At 71.3% G+C, this 16,862-nt stretch carries 13 protein-coding genes; 8 read left to right on the top strand and 5 right to left on the bottom strand.

Going from position 1 to position 16,862, the window contains the following annotated elements:
* Window positions 1-3: 3 nt before the first annotated feature.
* The 5 genes from FV218_RS03180 to FV218_RS03200 all read right to left on the bottom strand — a co-directional run bounded on the left by FV218_RS03180 (window position 4) and on the right by FV218_RS03200 (window position 5,766).
* Window positions 4-498 (bottom strand): TspO/MBR family protein, encoded by a 495-nt coding sequence (locus tag FV218_RS03180; RefSeq protein WP_056096708.1) that lies wholly within the window; start codon window positions 496-498, stop codon window positions 4-6.
* A complete protein-coding gene (locus FV218_RS03185; protein ID WP_246684971.1) occupies window positions 498-1,712 on the bottom strand; it encodes a geranylgeranyl diphosphate reductase in 1,215 nt (404 codons plus the stop codon). Before FV218_RS03185 ends, FV218_RS03180 begins: the two co-directional genes overlap by 1 nt.
* A 23-nt stretch (window positions 1,713-1,735) precedes the next feature.
* Entirely contained in the window at window positions 1,736-3,073 is a 1,338-nt protein-coding gene (locus FV218_RS03190; protein WP_147708682.1) for a BCD family MFS transporter, read from the bottom strand.
* A 129-nt stretch (window positions 3,074-3,202) separates the two neighbouring features.
* A complete protein-coding gene (gene ppsR, locus FV218_RS03195; protein WP_147708683.1) occupies window positions 3,203-4,657 on the bottom strand; it encodes a transcriptional regulator PpsR in 1,455 nt (484 codons plus the stop codon).
* Window positions 4,658-4,692: 35 nt separating this feature from the next.
* On the bottom strand, window positions 4,693-5,766 hold the full coding sequence (locus FV218_RS03200; protein WP_246684969.1) for a cobalamin B12-binding domain-containing protein: 1,074 nt from the start codon (window positions 5,764-5,766) through the stop codon (window positions 4,693-4,695).
* Between the two features lie 120 nt (window positions 5,767-5,886).
* On the opposite strand from FV218_RS03200, the gene bchF reads away from it, so the two are divergent.
* Genes bchF through puhA form a run of 8 tightly spaced genes read left to right on the top strand, consistent with a single transcriptional unit; the run spans window position 5,887 to window position 16,860 of the window.
* A complete protein-coding gene (bchF, locus tag FV218_RS03205) occupies window positions 5,887-6,393 on the top strand; it encodes a 2-vinyl bacteriochlorophyllide hydratase (protein WP_056096701.1) in 507 nt (168 codons plus the stop codon).
* Entirely contained in the window at window positions 6,390-7,673 is a 1,284-nt protein-coding gene (locus tag FV218_RS03210; RefSeq protein ID WP_056096698.1) for a ferredoxin:protochlorophyllide reductase (ATP-dependent) subunit N, read from the top strand. Before bchF ends, FV218_RS03210 begins: the two co-directional genes overlap by 4 nt.
* A 4-nt stretch (window positions 7,674-7,677) precedes the next feature.
* Window positions 7,678-9,240 (top strand): ferredoxin:protochlorophyllide reductase (ATP-dependent) subunit B, encoded by a 1,563-nt coding sequence (gene bchB / locus FV218_RS03215; RefSeq protein WP_056096695.1) that lies wholly within the window; start codon window positions 7,678-7,680, stop codon window positions 9,238-9,240.
* Complete coding sequence (locus FV218_RS03220) at window positions 9,215-12,997, top strand: magnesium chelatase subunit H (RefSeq protein ID WP_147708684.1); 3,783 nt, start codon at window positions 9,215-9,217, stop codon at window positions 12,995-12,997. Before bchB ends, FV218_RS03220 begins: the two co-directional genes overlap by 26 nt.
* On the top strand, window positions 12,994-13,905 hold the full coding sequence (bchL, locus tag FV218_RS03225) for a ferredoxin:protochlorophyllide reductase (ATP-dependent) iron-sulfur ATP-binding protein (RefSeq protein WP_056096691.1): 912 nt from the start codon (window positions 12,994-12,996) through the stop codon (window positions 13,903-13,905). Before FV218_RS03220 ends, bchL begins: the two co-directional genes overlap by 4 nt.
* 11 nt (window positions 13,906-13,916) lie before the next feature.
* Window positions 13,917-14,639: a magnesium protoporphyrin IX methyltransferase gene (gene bchM / locus FV218_RS03230; RefSeq protein ID WP_147708685.1), complete on the top strand. Its 723-nt coding sequence runs from the start codon at window positions 13,917-13,919 to the stop codon at window positions 14,637-14,639.
* A complete protein-coding gene (locus tag FV218_RS03235; RefSeq protein WP_147708686.1) occupies window positions 14,636-16,066 on the top strand; it encodes an MFS transporter in 1,431 nt (476 codons plus the stop codon). The genes bchM and FV218_RS03235 overlap by 4 nt, the downstream gene beginning before the upstream one ends.
* A gap of 17 nt (window positions 16,067-16,083) precedes the next feature.
* Window positions 16,084-16,860 (top strand): photosynthetic reaction center subunit H, encoded by a 777-nt coding sequence (puhA, locus tag FV218_RS03240; RefSeq protein WP_056096685.1) that lies wholly within the window; start codon window positions 16,084-16,086, stop codon window positions 16,858-16,860.
* Window positions 16,861-16,862 lie beyond the last annotated feature (2 nt).

The raw sequence follows: 16,862 nt of genomic DNA on the forward strand, positions 1-16,862 counted from the left end.
GCCCTAGCCCGCCCCGAACGGACCGTTGAGGCGCACGATGGCCCGGTTCAGCACGGCGGCGATCCCGACCCAAGCGAGATAGGGCAGCAGAAGCAGCGCCCCGAGGGTGGAGACCCGCAGGGTCACGACGATGAGGGCCAGGATCGACAGCCACAGGACCACGACTTCGGCGAGCGCCCAGTCCGGCCGGCGCATGCGGAAGAAGATCGCGCTCCAGGCGATGTTGAGGACGGCGTTCACCGCGTAGGCCAGGATCAGGGCGCCGCGCCGCTCCGGGCTGGCATCGGCGTTCCAGGCCAGGACGGCCGAGATGGCGGCCAGGGTGAAGATCGTGGTCCAGATCGGCCCGAACGCCCAGTCCGGCGGCTTCCAGGCCGGGCGGCGCAGGCCGTGATACCAGGGCCCGATGGTGGTGAGCACGCCGCCGGCCACCGCCACCACGAGGGCGATGCCCGCCGCGACGGCGATGGGCGTCCAATTCCAGGGGTCAGACTCCATTACGGCGAGACCCACCGGAACAGGTGCGCGAGGTCCTTGAAGAAGATCCGCACGTGGGCGACGGGCTTGGCGCGGACCAGCTCCTTGTTCATGTAGGAATCCCAGGTGAGCTGCTGGACGTCCTTGTCGCGGCAGATGGAGACGAAGCGCTCGCGCAGGGCGTCGTTGCGATACCAGACCCCCTGCATGATGCGCAGGATGAGGAAGACACGCCCGTGGAGGCGCATGAACCGCTTTCGCGCCAGCGCCAGGGCCGAGGCCTTGCCGGTGACGAGGAAGCGCTCGGCGGCGTCCGCCGCGAGCCGGCCGCCCAGCATCGCGTAGTAGATGCCTTCGCCGGACGCCGGTGCGACGAGGCCGGCGGCATCCCCCGTCAGCAGGACGTCGCGGCCGTTGTCCCACTTGCGCAGGGGCTTGAGGGGCAGGGGCGCGCCTTCGCGGCGCACGGTCTGCCCGGCATCGAGGCCGGTCTCGGCGCGCAGGTCCCGGATGGCGCCGCGCAGGGAGAAGCCCTTCCGGGCGCTGCCCGTGCCGATGCTCACCGTGTCGCCATGGGGGAAGACCCAGGCGTAGAAATCCGGCGAACGCCTGCCCTGGTAGTAGACGTCGCAGCGCGTCGCCGCGACATCGCCGCCCTCGGGGGTAAGCCGGACGATCTCGTGATAGGCGAACACCTGCTTCATCGCGGCGTGGCCGGGGATCTCGGCCCGGCCCACGGTGGAACTCGCCCCGTCGGCGCCGATGACGAGGCGGGTCCGGACCCGGCGGGGCGTCCCCGCCTGCCGGTAATGTACCGTGGCGAGCCCCTCGGCGTCGCGCTCGATCCGGTCGAAGGTCGCCGCGCGGAGATCCGCCCCGGCCAGGACGGCGCGGTCGCGCAGCCAGGGGTCGAACTGCTCGCGATCGACCATGCCGACGAAGCCGTCGCCGATGGGCATGTCCACCCGCTGGCCCTTGGGCGAGATCATCCGGGCCGAGCGGACCTTGGCGACGAGGAGGTCGTCGGGAATGGCGAAATCGCGGATGAGGCGCGGCGGGATCGCGCCGCCGCAGGGCTTGATCCGCCCCGGCTTGTCGAGGAGCAGCACGCGCCGCCCCGCCCGGGCGAGGTCCGTGGCGGCCGTGGCTCCGGCGGGGCCGCCGCCCACCACCACGCAGTCGAAGGTTTCCGGCTCGGACGGATTGGGATTCGGTGAGGAGTTGGGTGAGGACATGGGGTGGGGTGAGGACATGGGCGTCACCTCGTGGACAGGCTCGGAGCGAAGGGGGTCGGATCGGAGCGTGGTGCGCGGCGCGGTGCCGGGACGTGCGCGATGCGCAGGGCGAGGATTGTGGCGACGAGGAACAGCCCGGCCTCGGCGGCGAACACCCCGGCATAGGCATGGACCGGCGGCAGGACGAGGCGGGCGGCATCCACCGCCACGGTGCCGAGGAAGCCGCCGGCGCCGAAGGCGACGCCCTGGGCCGCGCCCCACACGCCCATGCGGGTGCCGCGCTCGGCCTCGCCGCCGGCCCCGGCGAGCCCCATCATCGAGCCGATGGCGGCGACGGCGAAGACGCCGTTGGCGAGTCCGAGGGCGAATACCGCCGCGCGCAAGGGGAAGTCCGGCCCGACGAGGCCGCCGCCCGCGATGGCGAGGAGCGCCACGGTCGAGCCGACGCAGCCGAGGGCGGTCCAGACCTTGAGGGAGCCGAGGACGGGCCCGCCGATCCCCATGGTGAGGCCGGCGACCAGCAGCATCCCGGCCAGCACGCCGCCGTGCTGGAGGCCCGCGAGCTTCGTCGTGCCCCCCGGCGTCATCGCGAAGACGAGGCCGGCGAAGGGCTCGAGGATGAGTTCCTGCGCGCTGTAGGCAAGCATGGCGACGAAGATGAACACCGTGAAGCGCCGCGAGGCCGGTTCGGCCCAGACCCGGGCGAGCACGGCCCGGAACGGCGTCTTCGCGACGGCGTCGCGGGTGTCGCCCGGGGGCCGGGCCGGCTCGACGCCGCGCACGGCCAGGGCCGCGACGACGAAGGCGACGGCCGAGACCGTGCCGGAGACGGCGACGAGGCGCGCGCCGGAGAACGGATCGAGGAAGTGGCCGGCAAGCGGCGCGGTGACGGCGAACCCCGCTATCATCATTACCCAGACGACGGTGGCGGCGGCCCCCCGGCGGCGATCCTCGACCCCCGTGGCGAGGAGCACGAGGAGCGAGGTGCCGGCCGCCCCCGCGCCCATGCCGACGGTGAGGAAGGACAGGATCGCGAGCAGGAGGCCGGCCGTCTGATGGGGCTCGGCCAGGGCCGTGGCGACGGCGGCGCCGAAACCGCCGAGCGCCAGGGCGGCCATACCGCCGACGATCCAGGGCGTGCGGCGGCCGTGGACGTCCGAGCCGTAGCCCCAGCGCGGCCGTAGGATCTGGACGGCGTAATGCAGGGCGACGAGGCCGCCGGGGACGACGGCCGGGAGGGCGAGCTCCACCACCATTACGCGGTTGATGGTCGAGGTCATCAGGACGATGACGGCGCCGAGCGCCGTCTGGACCAGGCCGAGGCGGACGATCTGCCACCACGTGAACGCGAACGGTGCCATGCCTCGGCCTCCCAGGCGCCATCGGCACGGTCACCGAGGCGACCGTACCAGGGAACGCTAGTGACTGACAGCGACGAGTGTCAAGTTTGATTTACAGGCCGGCGATCACAATGTCCGGCCGCCGCATCTTCACGCCTCGTCGGCGGAGTCCGGCCCATCGAGGTCGCCGATGCCGTAACGACGCAGCTTGGCGTAGAGGCCCTGGCGGCTGAGGCCAAGCATCTCCGCGGCCGAGGCGCGGTTGTCGCGGGTGATGCGCAGGGCGGCCTCGATGCACAGGCGCTCGATGAGATCGGTGGATTCCCGCACGAGGTTCTTCATGGAGACCCGTCCGACGAGCTCCGTCATCTGCTCGACGGAGCGCGGCAGTTCCCGGCCGCCGGCCGCCGTCGGAGCGGTGCGGCGCGGCGCCCTGCGAATCGTGAAGCCGAGGCAGGGCTGCGCCCCGCCCGGGACCGAGACGGCCGCGACCTCGACATCCTCCACGGCACCGTACTCGCCGCGAAAGCCCGTGGCGTAGTGCCGGACGGAGCCGTGCTGGACCAGGGTGGCGAACAGGGCGGCAGCCTCGGTCTCCTCGCGGCCGAGCCAGCGGTCGAGGGGCTCGCCGCGCACCTGTTCCTCGGTGGCGAGTTGCGCCAGGTCGAGGAAGGCCGGATTGGCGGCGAGAATCCGCCGGGCCGGATCGGTGACCACGAACCCCTCGGGCAGGTTGTGGAGCACGTCGAGGATGCCGGTATTGGTGCGGCTCGGGCCGGCTTCGGACGCATGGTCCGGGTCGGGTGCGAGGCGCAGGAGGACGCTCGTGGCGCTCTCCTGCCGGAACAGGGAGGCCGAGACCCGCACGGCCCCCCGCGCATTGCCCAGGCGGGCCTCGAGATCGCTCGCCTGACCCGTGACGCGCAGGCCGGCGAACAGGGATTCGAGGTCGCGGGTGCTGCTCGCGTCGAACAGCTCGACGGCGTCGTGGCCGACGATGCGCTTGTCGGCCTTGCCCAGCAGGCGCGCCGCCGCCGGATTGACCTCGGTGACCCGGCGGTTGGCCGCATCGACCACGAGGACCGGCTCGGCGCCGAGCTGGAACAGCAGCCGATAGCGCGTCTCGGCCCCCCGCATGCGCAGGTAGTCGCGCTCGAGGGCCTGCTGGGTCTCGGCCAGGGTGCGCTGGAGGGAAGCCATCGCCCGGAGGTTCCGGCCGATGACGATCACGGGGCCGTCGCTCTCCAGGCGCATGGCGGCGTAGCGCACGGGCAGGTCGATGCCCGTGTCGGACATGTGGTTGACCTGCCGCCATCGGGTCACCGACCCGGGTTTGGCATCCTTGAGCAGGGCGGCGATCTTCGGACGGCTCTCGATGGTGACGGTCTCGACCCAGGGACGGCCGAGCCAGGTCTCACACCCCTCGCCGGCGAGGTCCGTGCCGCTGAAGGCCGCGTCTCGGATCACACCCGCGCCATCGATGACGAGGGACAGGTCCGTCGCCGCAGCGACGAGGAGCCCGGCTGCCTGCGCATCGAGGGGACCGAGGGTTTTGTGAAGCGCCGCGAACGCGTGGCTCGCGGCAGGAAGCGCCAGGCTGGTCAAGGATCACCACGTCGTGATGTGGTCGGGCGGGTCTTTCAGCAGGGTCTGGCCGGGAGATCAAGCAGGCTTTCGGCGGTGCTGATCGCGTGGCGGGCGTCACCTGCGGTCGCATCCGCACCGACGCATTTGCAAGAATCCGGATCGGCCGTGAAGACCGGGCCGCCGACCATGACACGAACGGCGCGATTCTGCGAATGGCGCCGCAGGCCGGCGACGACATTCACGAGAGTCGGCAGCAGCGCCTCACAGGCGAGCGACAGGCCGATGACGTCGAACCACGTGGTCCGGACGCGCGCGAGGGGGTCGCCGCCGGGGTCACGCACCGTGCTGGTGACGTCCCATCCGGCATCGCGGAAGAATTGTTCGACCACGGCCAGGCCGAAGCTGTGCTGTTCGCCGGGACAGGGCAGCAACAGGATGCTGCGCCCGTGCCGGTGCTGCGGCGTCTCCCCGCCGAAGCGCCGGGTGACCTCGTGCATGATCCGCTGCAGCCGGCCCATGGCCACGGTGACCTCGGTGAAATCGCACAGGTCCTCCTCCCAGAGGACTCCGAGGTGGCGCGCGGTGGGCGCGAGGAGATCGAGGAGCAGGCTCTCGGGGGTGAGGCCCTTGTCGATCAGGGCGGCGATGCGGGCTTCCACCTCATCCTCGGCGGGGGCGAGCATCAGCGTGCTGAAGGTCTCGATCTGCTCGGGGCTCGGCAAAATAATGCCGATTGCGGCGTGCGATTCGGGCCGGTGGACGATCATCAGGCGGGGAATGATCTCGGCCTCGACGAGGCGGGCGAGATCGCCGCCCCAATGGTCGCCGCGCGGAACGAGGCCGAGCCTCGCTTCGAGACCGGCTCGGCACAGGTCGGAGACGTCGCCGCCGGACCCTTCGTAAGCGAAGCCCTCTACGGACTGCCTCATCTCATCCATTGGAGCCTCCAATGTCGCTGACGGCATTTTTGCTTCGCTACGATCTTGTGCGTCGAGCTTCCACAACCTTAGCGGCACGTCTTTCTCGCGTGCCCGCTTGTTCCAATCGACTCGTAAGGTGACCGGATAGGGCGCGACGATACGCTTCGGAACCATTTTGACAAGGCCGAGCCTGTAACTATTCTGCATTCAATCTGTAATCATCCTTTGACGTAAAGCCAACTTGACACTCGCGGATGGGGTTCCTAACCTCCCTCCAACGAACCTCCGAAGAGGGGTTCGCGTCGGGGCGGAGCGAGGGCGCGGGCGATGAGCCAAAGGGGGAGCCGGACGAGACAGCCTCTTTACGACGCCCAGCAGCGGGCGCGCCGCGACGCCACCGCCTGGACCCTGGTCCAGGGCGTTCTGGCCCCGCTTCAATTTCTCGTGTTCCTGGTGAGCCTCGCCCTCGTCCTGCGCACCCTGGCGTCGGGGGAAGGGGCCTTCGCGGCGAACGTCTCCATCGTCGCCAAGACCGGCCTGCTCTACGCCATCATGGTCACGGGCTCGATCTGGGAGAAGGTGGTCTTCGGACGTTACCTGTTCGCCCCGGCCTTCTACTGGGAGGACATGGTCAGCATGCTCGTGCTGGCCCTGCACAGCCTCTATCTCGTCGCCCTGGCCACCGGCTGGCTCGACACCACCGGCCTGATGCTCCTGGCGCTCGCCGCCTACGCCTCCTACGCGATCAACGCGACGCAGTTCCTCCTGAAGCTGAGGGCTGCGCGCCTCCAAGCCGGCCCCGCCCTGCACCTCTCCCCGGAGGGGGCGCGATGAACGCCCACGTTCCGCTCTCCGCCACCGATCCCACCTGCGGGGTCACCATCCGCCAGGAGCGCGGACAGCGGGCGGTGTTCTGCGGCCTCACCGGCATCGTCTGGCTGCACCGCAAGATCCAGGACGCGTTCTTCCTCGTGGTCGGCTCGCGGACCTGCGCCCATCTCATCCAGTCGGCCGCCGGCGTCATGATCTTCGCCGAGCCGCGCTTCGCCACCGCCATCATCGACGAGCGCGATCTCGCCGGCCTCGCCGACATGAACGAGGAGCTCGACCGGGTCACCCGCCGGCTCATCGAGCGCCGGCCCGACATCCGGCTGCTGTTCCTCGTCGGCTCGTGCCCGTCGGAGGTGATCAAGCTCGACCTGCCCCGCGCCGCCCAGCGCCTGTCGCAGAGCCTCGGTCCGGACGTGCGGGTGCTGAGCTATTCCGGCAGCGGCATCGAGACGACGTTCACGCAGGGCGAGGATGCCTGCCTCGCCGCCCTCGTGCCCGCGCTGCCGCAGGCCGACGCCGAGGCCGCCCCCTCCCTCCTCGTGGTCGGCGCCCTGGCCGACGTGGTCGAGGACCAGTTTTCGCGGTTGTTCGCCGGCATGGGCCTGGAGCACGTCGCCTTCCTGCCGGCGCGGCGGGCGGGTGCGATGCCGGCCATCGGGCCGAACACCCGCATCCTGCTGGCCCAGCCCTTCCTCGCCGATACGGCGCGGGCCCTCGAAGCGCGCGGCGCGACCCGGATTCCCGCACCGTTTCCCCTCGGCGCCGAGGGCACCACCGCGTGGCTGCGGGCGGCCGCCGACGCGTTCGGCGTCGCGCCCCGCCGTTTTGCCGACATCACCGCCCCCGGCCTGCGCCGGGCCGAGCAGGCGCTCGCCCCCTACCGGGCGCTGCTCGGGGGCCGCCGGGTGTTCTTCTTCCCCGATTCCCAGCTCGAACTGCCGCTCGCCCGCTTCCTGTCCCGCGAGATGGGCGCCGCGCTCATCGAGGTCGGCACGCCCTACCTCCATCGCGGCCACATGGCCCCGGAACTCGCCCTGCTGCCAGCGGGCACCGAGGTGGTGGAGGGCCAGAGCCTCGACGCGCAGATGGACCGCTGCCGCGCGGCGCGCCCCGACCTCACGGTCTGCGGCCTTGGCCTCGCCAATCCCCTCGAGGCGGAGGGGCTCGCCACCAAGTGGTCCATCGAACTGCTGTTCACCCCGATCCAGGGCTACGACCAGGCCGGCGATCTCGCCGAGCTGTTCGCCCGCCCGCTTGTTCGCCGCACCCGGCTGGAGGTCTGAGGCGATGCAGCTGACGCTCTGGACCTACGAGGGACCGCCGCATATCGGCGCCATGCGGGTCGCCACCGCCATGCGCGGCCTGCACTACGTGCTGCACGCCCCCCAGGGCGACACCTATGCCGACCTGCTGTTCACCATGATCGAGCGGCGCGACGCCCGCCCGCCGGTGACCTACACCACCTTCCAGGCGCGCGACCTCGGCGCCGACACCGCCGCGATCTTCCAGAACGCCGTGTCGGAGGCTTATGCCCGGTTCCGGCCCGAGGCGATGATCGTCGGCGCCTCGTGCACGGCCGAACTGATCCAGGACGATCCGGGCGGCCTCGCCCGCGCCCTCGACCTGCCGATCCCGGTGATCCCCCTGGAGCTGCCGGCCTATCAGAAGAAGGAGAACTGGGGCGCCTCGGAGACCTTCTATCGGCTGGTGCGGGCGCTCGCCGGACCGAAGGTCGAACCCGCCCCCCGCGAAGGCCGCCGCCCGCGCTGCAACATCCTCGGCCCGACGGCCCTGGGCTTCCGCCACCGCGACGACCTCGTCGAGATCGAGAAGCTGATGGCGGCGCTCGGCATCGACGTGAACGTCGTCGCTCCCTGGGGGGCGAGCCCCGCCGATCTCGGGCGCCTGGGCGCGGCCGACTTCAACGTGGTGCTCTATCCCGAGATCGCCCGCGCGGCGGCCCAGCATCTCCAGAAGACCTTCGGCCAGCCCATGGTCGAGACCGTGCCCATCGGTGTCGGCGCCACGACCCGCTTCGTCGAGGAGGTGGCGGCGCTCGCCGACGTCGATCCGGCCCCGGTGCTCGCCGGCGCGCCCTCCCGGCTGCCGTGGTACTCGCGCTCCGTCGATTCGACCTACCTGACGGGCAAGCGCGTCTTCGTCTTCGGCGACGCCACCCATGCGCTGGCCATCGCCCGGGTCGCCGCCGCCGAGCTCGGCTTCAAGGTCGTGGGGCTCGGCACCTACACCCGCGAATTCGCCCGGGAGGTGCGGGCGGAAGCGGCGTTGCACGGCATCGAGGCGACGATCACCGACGACTACCTCGACGTCGAGGCGGCGATCCAGTCCGCCCAGGCCGAACTGGTGCTGGGCACCCAGATGGAGCGCCACGTCGCCAAGCGCCTCGGGGTGCCCTGCGCGGTGATCTCGGCCCCGATGCACGTGCAGGATTTCCCGGCGCGGCACTCGCCGCAGATGGGGTTCGAGGGCGCCAACGTCCTGTTCGACACCTTCGTCCACCCCCTGATGATGGGTCTGGAAGAGCACCTGCTCGGCATGTTCCGCGAGGATGCCGAGTTCCACGACGGCGCCGCGCCGTCGCACCTGACCCGGCACGGGACGGCGGAAGGGGAACCGGCCGCTCCCGCCATCGAGATCCCGCCGACCGCACCACCCCCCGACGCCATCCCGGCCGCCTGGGAGGCCTCGGCCGAGAAGGAGCTGAAGAAGATCCCGTTCTTCGTGCGCGGCAAGGCCCGCGCCAACACCGAGCGGTTCGCCCGCGAGCGTGCCCTGTCCCGCATCACCGTCGAGACGTTGTACGATGCAAAAGCGCATTTCGGCCGCTGAGCTCATCCCCATGCGCGTCGTCATCGTGACGATGGACACGCATCTCGCCAGTTCCGTCGAGCGGGCGGGCCGCATCCTGCGCCGCGAGGCTCCGGGTCTCTCCATCGTCCTGCACGCGGCGACCGAGTTCAGCACCAACCCCGACAAGCTCGCGCGCTGCCGGGCCGACATCGCCACCGCCGACATCCTGCTCTGCGCGATGCTGTTCATGGAGGACCATTTCCAGCCGGTCCTGGCCGATCTCGCCGCCCGGCGCGCCGATTGCGACGCCCTCGTCTGCATGATGAGCGCGACGCCGGCCACCCGGCTCACCCGCATCGGCGCCTTCAGCATGGACGGCAGCCAGACCGGGCCGATGGCGCTGCTCAAGCGCCTGCGGGGCTCGCCGAAGACGCGCGCCGCCAGCACCGGCGCCGAGCAGATGAAGATGCTGAAGCGCCTGCCCAAGATCCTGCGCTTCATCCCCGGCACCGCCCAGGACGTGCGGGCCTACTTCCTCACCCTGCAATACTGGCTCGCGGGCTCGGACGAGAACGTGCTCAACATGGTCCGCGCCCTGGTGGACCGCTACGCCGACGGCCCGCGCCGGGCCTATCGCGGCACGCTCAAGGCCGCCCCGCCCGTCGAATACCCGGAGGTCGGCGTCTACCATCCGCGCCTGCCCGGACGGATGGGCGAGGATGCCCGCGCGCTGCCCGGCCATGGCGACCGCGGAACCGGCGACCGCGGCACCGGCAACCGCGGCACAGTCGGGGTGCTCGGCCTGCGCTCCTACATGCTGTCGGACAACAGCGCCCACTACGACGGCGTCATCGCCGCCCTCGAGGCGCGCGGCCTGCGGGTGATCCCCGCCTTCGCCAGCGGCCTCGACGCCCGCCCGGCCATCGAGCGCTACTTCCTGAAGGACGGCGTGCCGGCCATCGACGCCCTGGTTTCCCTCACCGGCTTCTCCCTCGTCGGCGGCCCGGCCTACAACGACGCGGCCGCCGCCCAGGACATCCTGGCCCGGCTCGACGTGCCCTACATCGCCGCCCACCCGGCCGAGCTGCAGACCCTGGAGCAGTGGGGCGCCTCCGACCGCGGCCTGCTGCCGGTGGAATCCACCATCATGGTGGCGATCCCCGAACTCGACGGCGCCACCGGCCCGATGGTGTTCGGCGGCCGGTCCGACAAGTCGGGGGCGCCGTGCCGGGGCTGCCACGTCGCCTGCGTCTTCCCGGCGGGTGCGGACGACCGCGACATGCATGCCTGCGTCGAGCGCGCCGGCATGCTCGCCGCCCGCGTCGAGCGCCTGGTGCGCCTGCGCCGCTCGGACCGGGCCGAGCGCAGGGTCGGCCTCGTCCTGTTCAACTTCCCGCCCAACGCCGGCAACACCGGCACCGCCGCCTACCTGTCGGTGTTCGAATCCCTCCACCACACCCTCGCGGCCATGCGGGACGCGGGCTACGCCGTGACGGTGCCGGACAGCGTCGCGGCGCTCCGCGAGGCCGTGGTCACCGGCAACGCCGCCCGGTTCGGGGCCACCGCCAACGTCCACACCCGCATCCCCACCGACACCCACGTGCGGCGCGAGCGCTACCTCGCCGAGATCGAGGCACAGTGGGGCCCGGCCCCGGGCCGCCAGCAATCGGACGGCGCGTCGATCTTCGTGCTCGGCGCCCAGTTCGGCAACGTCTTCGTCGGCATCCAGCCCGCCTTCGGCTACGAGGGCGATCCGATGCGTCTCCTGTTCGAGAAGGGGTTCGCCCCGACCCACGCCTTCTGCGCCTTCTACCGCTGGCTGCGGGAAGACTTCAAAGCCCACGCGCTGATCCATTTCGGCACCCACGGGGCCCTCGAATTCATGCCCGGCCGCCAGACCGGCCTCTCGGCGGCGGACTGGCCCGACCGGCTCATCGGCGACGTGCCCAACATCTACCTCTACGCCGCCAACAACCCCTCCGAGGGGGCGCTCGCCAAGCGCCGCTCGGCCGCGACCCTCGTCAGCTACCTCACCCCGCCCATTGCCCATGCGGGGCTCTATCGCGGCCTCGTCGACCTCAAGGCCTCCATCGAGCGCTGGCGCGGCCTGGACCCAGACGCGCACCGCGAGCGGGCCGACCTCGCCACCCTGGTCCAGGCTCAGGCCGCCCTGGTCGAACTCGCCCCGGCCGAACCCGCCTGGGCCGAGGCCGGGGCCGAGATCGCCCGCATCGGCCGCGCGGTCCTGGAACTCGAATACACCCTGATCCCGCACGGGCTCCACGTGGTCGGCGCGCCGCTCTCGTCCGAAGCGCGGATCGACATGCTGCTCAGCATGGCCGATTCCGCCCACGGGGTCCGGCTGGCGCGCGACAGCGTCGCCGCCCTGGTGGCGGGGGCGAGCCCGGAAGCCGCCCTCAAGGCCGGCGGCCCGGTGGCGAGGGCCGCCGACCTCGCGATCCTGCGCGAGCTCGGGGCCACCGACGCCCTGCTCGGGCAGGACCACGAGATCCCCGCCCTCCTGCGGGCGCTCGATGCCCGCTTCATCCGCCCCGCCCCCGGCGGCGACCTCCTGCGGACCCCGGCGATCCTGCCGACGGGGCGCAACCTCCACGGCTTCGACCCCTTCCGCATCCCCAGCGCCTTCGCGGTTCAGGACGGCGCCGCCCAGGCCCAGCGCCTCCTCGACCGCCACCGCGCCGACGGTCTGCCCCTGCCGCGCTCCGTCGCCATCGTGCTGTGGGGCACCGACAACCTCAAGAACGAGGGCGGCCCCATCGCCCAGGTCCTGGCGCTGCTGGGCACCCGGCCCCGCTTCGACGGCTACGGCCGCCTCGCCGGTGCCGAACTCATCGCCCTCGAAGACCTCGGCCGGCCGCGCATCGACGTAGTGGTCACCCTCTCGGGCATCTTTCGCGATCTGCTGCCCCTGCAGATCAAGCTGCTGGCCGAGGCCTGCCTGCTCGCGGCCTCGGCCGACGAGCCGGTGGAGCAGAACTTCGTCCGCCTCCACACCCTCGAATACCAGCGCGTCCACGGCGGCGACTTCGAGACGGCGGCCCTCCGGGTCTTCGGCAACGCCGAGGGCGCCTACGGCTCCAACGTCAACCACCTCGTGGAGAACGGCCGCTGGGACGCCGAGGACGAACTCGCCGAGACCTATTCCCGCCGCAAGGGCTTCGCCTACGGCCGGGATGGGCGCCCGGTGCAGCGTTCCGCGCTCCTGAAGAGCGTCCTCGCCGACGTCGACCTCGCCTACCAGAACCTCGATTCCGTGGAACTCGGCGTCACCACCGTGGACCATTACTTCGATACCCTGGGCGGCATCAGCCGGGCGGTGAAGCGGGCCAAGGGCGGGATCGAGGCCCCGGTCTATATCGGCGACCAGACCCGGGGCGAGGGCTGCGTCCGCTCCCTCACCGAGCAGGTCGCCATCGAGACCCGCACCCGCATCCTCAACCCGAAATGGTACGAGGGCATGCTCGCCCACGGCTACGAGGGCGTGCGCCAGATCGAGACCCACGTCACCAACACCATGGGCTGGTCGGCCACAACGGCGCAGGTCGATCCGTGGGTCTACCGCGAGATCACCGCCACCTTCGTCCTCGATCCGGCCATGCGCGAGCGCATGGCGGCCCTCAACCCGACCGCCTCGGCAAAGGTCGCCAACCGCCTGATCGAGGCACACGAACGCGGCTTCTGGCAGCCCGACGCCGCCATGCTCGACGCCCTGCGCGAGGCCGGCGACGAGCTCGAAGACCGCCTCGAAGGCATCACCGCAGGGGTCGCAGCATGAACATCGCCATCCGGAATCCGGTCGCGTCGCGGCAGCCCCAAGCGCCGCGGCAGCCCGAAGGGAGCGTCCAGGTCGAACTCGATCCGACCCTGAAGATCGGCACCGCCAAGGTGTTCGCCGTCTACGGCAAGGGCGGCATCGGCAAGTCCACCACCTCGTCGAACCTGTCGGTGGCGTTCTCGAAGCTCGGAAAACGCGTCCTGCAGATCGGCTGCGACCCGAAGCACGACTCGACCTTCACACTGACGAAGCGGTTAGCCCCCACGGTGATCGATGCCCTGGAGGCGGTGCAGTTCCACTCCGAGGAGCTGCGCATCGAGGACTTCGTGGCGGAAGGCTACAACGGCGTCATGTGCGTCGAGGCCGGCGGCCCGCCCGCCGGGACGGGCTGCGGCGGCTACGTCGTCGGCCAGACCGTCAAGCTCCTGAAAGAGCATCATCTGCTGGAGGACACCGACGTCGTCATCTTCGACGTGCTCGGCGACGTGGTCTGCGGCGGCTTCGCCTCGCCGCTCCAGCACGCCGACCAGGCGCTCATCGTCACGGCCAACGACTTCGACTCGATCTTCGCCATGAACCGCATCGTCGCGGCAATCCACGCGAAGTCCAAGAACTACAACGTGCGGCTGGGCGGCGTCATCGCCAACCGCTCGGCCAAGACCGACGAGATCGACCGCTTCAACGCCGCCGTCGGCCTGGAGCGCATCGCGCACTTCCCCGACCTCGACGTGGTGCGCCGCTCCCGCCTCAAGAAGTCGACCCTGTTCGAGATGGAACCGACGCCCGAACTCGTCGCCGTCACCGACGAGTACATGCGCCTCGCCGCCCATCTCTGGGCCGGCGGCAAGCCGCTGGCTGCGCTCCCGATGAAGGACCGCGACCTGTTCGAATTTTTGGGATTCGATTGAGGGTGAGCGCCATGACGAGCACCACCTACGCCGAGCGCCGCGGACAACTGACCCACTACTTCGACCGCACGGCGGTCGACGCCTGGGCGCGCCTCACCTCGGACGCGCCGGTCTCGAAGATCCGCGCCACCGTGCGGGCCGGGCGCGACGCCATGCGGGACAACCTCCTGTCGTGGCTGCCCGGCGATCTCACCGGTAAACGCGTCCTCGACGCCGGCTGCGGCACCGGGGCACTCAGCATCGAGGCGGCCCGCCGCGGCGCCGAGGTGGTGGCCATCGACGTCTCGCCGACCCTCGTCGGCCTCGCCCGCGAGCGCCTCGCCGAGCGTCCCGAAGCCGCCCGCATCGACTTTCGCGTCGGCGACATGCTCGATCCCTGGCTCGGCCGCTTCGACCACGTGGTGGCGATGGATTCCCTGATCCACTACGCCACCCCCGACATCGTCCGGGCGCTCGCCGAACTCTCCCTGCGCACCGACGGCTCCCTGGTGTTCACCGTGGCGCCGCGCACGCCGCTCCTAACCCTTATGCACTGGGCCGGCCGCGCCTTCCCCCGGGCCGACCGGGCCCCGGCCATCGTACCGGTGGCGGACGCGACCCTGCGCCGCCGGGTGGCCGCCGAACCGGTGCTCTCTGGATTCGCCCTCGCCCGGACGCACCGGGTCAACAGCGGCTTCTACCTGTCGCAGGCCTTCGAACTCGTCCGCACGGCGTCGGGGAGGGGGGCGCCATGATCCGCCTCGGCGACACCGTGGCCCGGGGCCTCATGCGGCTCGGACCCGGCATCCTGCCCTTCGCGGATGCCGCCACCGCCGAGCTGCCCCTGGGGCGCCTGCTGCGCCTCGCCCTGTTCCAGGTCACCGTCGGCATGGCCGCCGTGCTCCTCATCGGCACCCTCAACCGGGTGATGATCGTCGAGCTCGAAGTGCCGGCCTGGATCGTCGCCGTGATGCTGTCCCTGCCCCTGATCTTCGCGCCGTTCCGGGCGCTCGTGGGCTTCCGCTCCGACACCCACCGCTCGGTGCTGGGCTGGCGCCGGGTGCCCTACATCTGGTTCGGCACCCTGCTGCAGTTCGGCGGGCTCGCGATCATGCCGTTCGCCCTCCTGATCCTCTCGGGCGACACCACCGGGCCGACCTGGCCGGGCCATGTCGCGGCGGCCCTGGCCTTCGTCCTCGTCGGCGCCGGCCTCCACACCACCCAGACCGTGGGCCTGGCGCTGGCGACCGACCTCGCGCCCGCCCATGTCCGGCCGAAGGTGGTGGCGCTGCTCTGCGTGATGCTGCTCGCCGGCATGCTGGTCAGCGCCGTGGTGTTCGGCCTGCTGCTCGCCGACTTCTCGGCGCTGCGCCTCATCAAGGTGATCCAGGGCGCGGCCGTGGTCACCATCGTGCTCAACGGCATCGCCCTGTGGAAGCAGGAGGCGCGCGATCCGTCGCGCACCGACCGGCACGCCCCGCGCCAGACCTTCTCGCAATCCTGGGCCGCCTACGCCAACAGCGGTCTCGCCCGCCGGCGCCTCGTCGCCACCGGGCTCGGCACCGCCGCCTTCTCCATGCAGGACATCCTGCTCGAACCGTATGGCGGGCAGATCCTGCACCTGGCCGTGGCGGCCACCACGGCGCTCACCGCCATGCTGGCGGCCGGCGGCGGACTCGGCCTGCTCCTGGCCGCGCGCTGGCTCGGCCGGGGCGGCGACGCCTTCCGGGTGGCGGCGGCCGGCACCGGCACCGGCATCCTCGCCTTCTCGGCGGTGATCTTCGCCGCGCCCCTCGATTCCATCCCGCTCTTCGCCCTCGGCGTCACCCTCATCGGCCTCGGCGGCGGCCTGTTCGCCCACGGCACCCTCACGGCCTCCATGGCCAAAGCCGGCCCCGAGGAGACGGGCCTGGCCCTCGGCGCCTGGGGCGCGGTGCAGGCGAGTGCGGCCGGCGTCGCCATCGCGGCGAGCGGCATCCTGCGCGACCTCGGCTCGTACCTCGCCACTTCCGGCGCCCTGGGGGAGGGGATGAACCAGCCCTCCACCGGCTACCTCATGGTCTACCACCTCGAGATCGCCCTGCTGTTCGCGACCCTCGTCGCCATCGGCCCCCTGGTGCGCGACCCCGCCGGCCGGCGCCGCGCCGCGCCGATCCGCACCCTGCCCAACCCATCCGTCTGAGAACCGGGAGACACGCCATGTCGAGAGGTGAAATCACGGGCTACGTCGATGTCGCGCAGGTGGTGCTCTACGCCTTCTGGATCTTCTTCGCCGGCCTGATCTTCTACCTGCGCCGCGAGGACCGCCGCGAGGGCTACCCCCTGGAGGCCGAGGGCCTGACCGGCCGGCGCGCCATGCCCGATCCGATCCTGATCCCGACGCCGAAGTTCTTCCACCTCTCCAACGGCGAGGTGAAGAGCGCGCCGCCGCACGAGGGTCCCAACACCTGGAACTACCGCGGCCACAAGCACGAGGTCTGGCCGGGCGCCCCACTGGAGCCCGACACCGACGGGCTGCACGACCAGATCGGCCCCGGTTCGTTCGCCGACCGCGACGATTCCCACGACCGCACCTGGGACGGCGACAAGCGCATCGTCCCCCTGCGGGTGGCCGAGCACTTCGTCGTCCACGAGGACGGCCCCAACCCCATCGGCATGACCGTGTTCGGCGCCGACCGCCAGCCGGCCGGCACCGTCTCCGACCTCTGGGTCGACCGCGGCGAGTCCATGGTGCGCTACTACGAGGTCGAGCTCGGCGCCGGCGGCCGGCGCGTGCTGATGCCCAACACCTTCTGCCGCACGGGCCGCTTCTCGCGGACCGTGAAGACCGAGGCCCTGCTGGCCCACCAGTTCGCCGACATCCCCGCCCACAAGGACCCGGATTCCGTGACCCTCTACGAGGAGGAGCGGATCATGGCCTTCTTCGGGGCCGGCACCCTCTACGCCACCCCCGCCCGTCAGGAGGCGTTCCTGTGACC

Source organism: Methylobacterium sp. WL69 (genome assembly GCF_008039485.1).
Classification (GTDB): Bacteria; Pseudomonadota; Alphaproteobacteria; order Rhizobiales; family Beijerinckiaceae; genus Methylobacterium.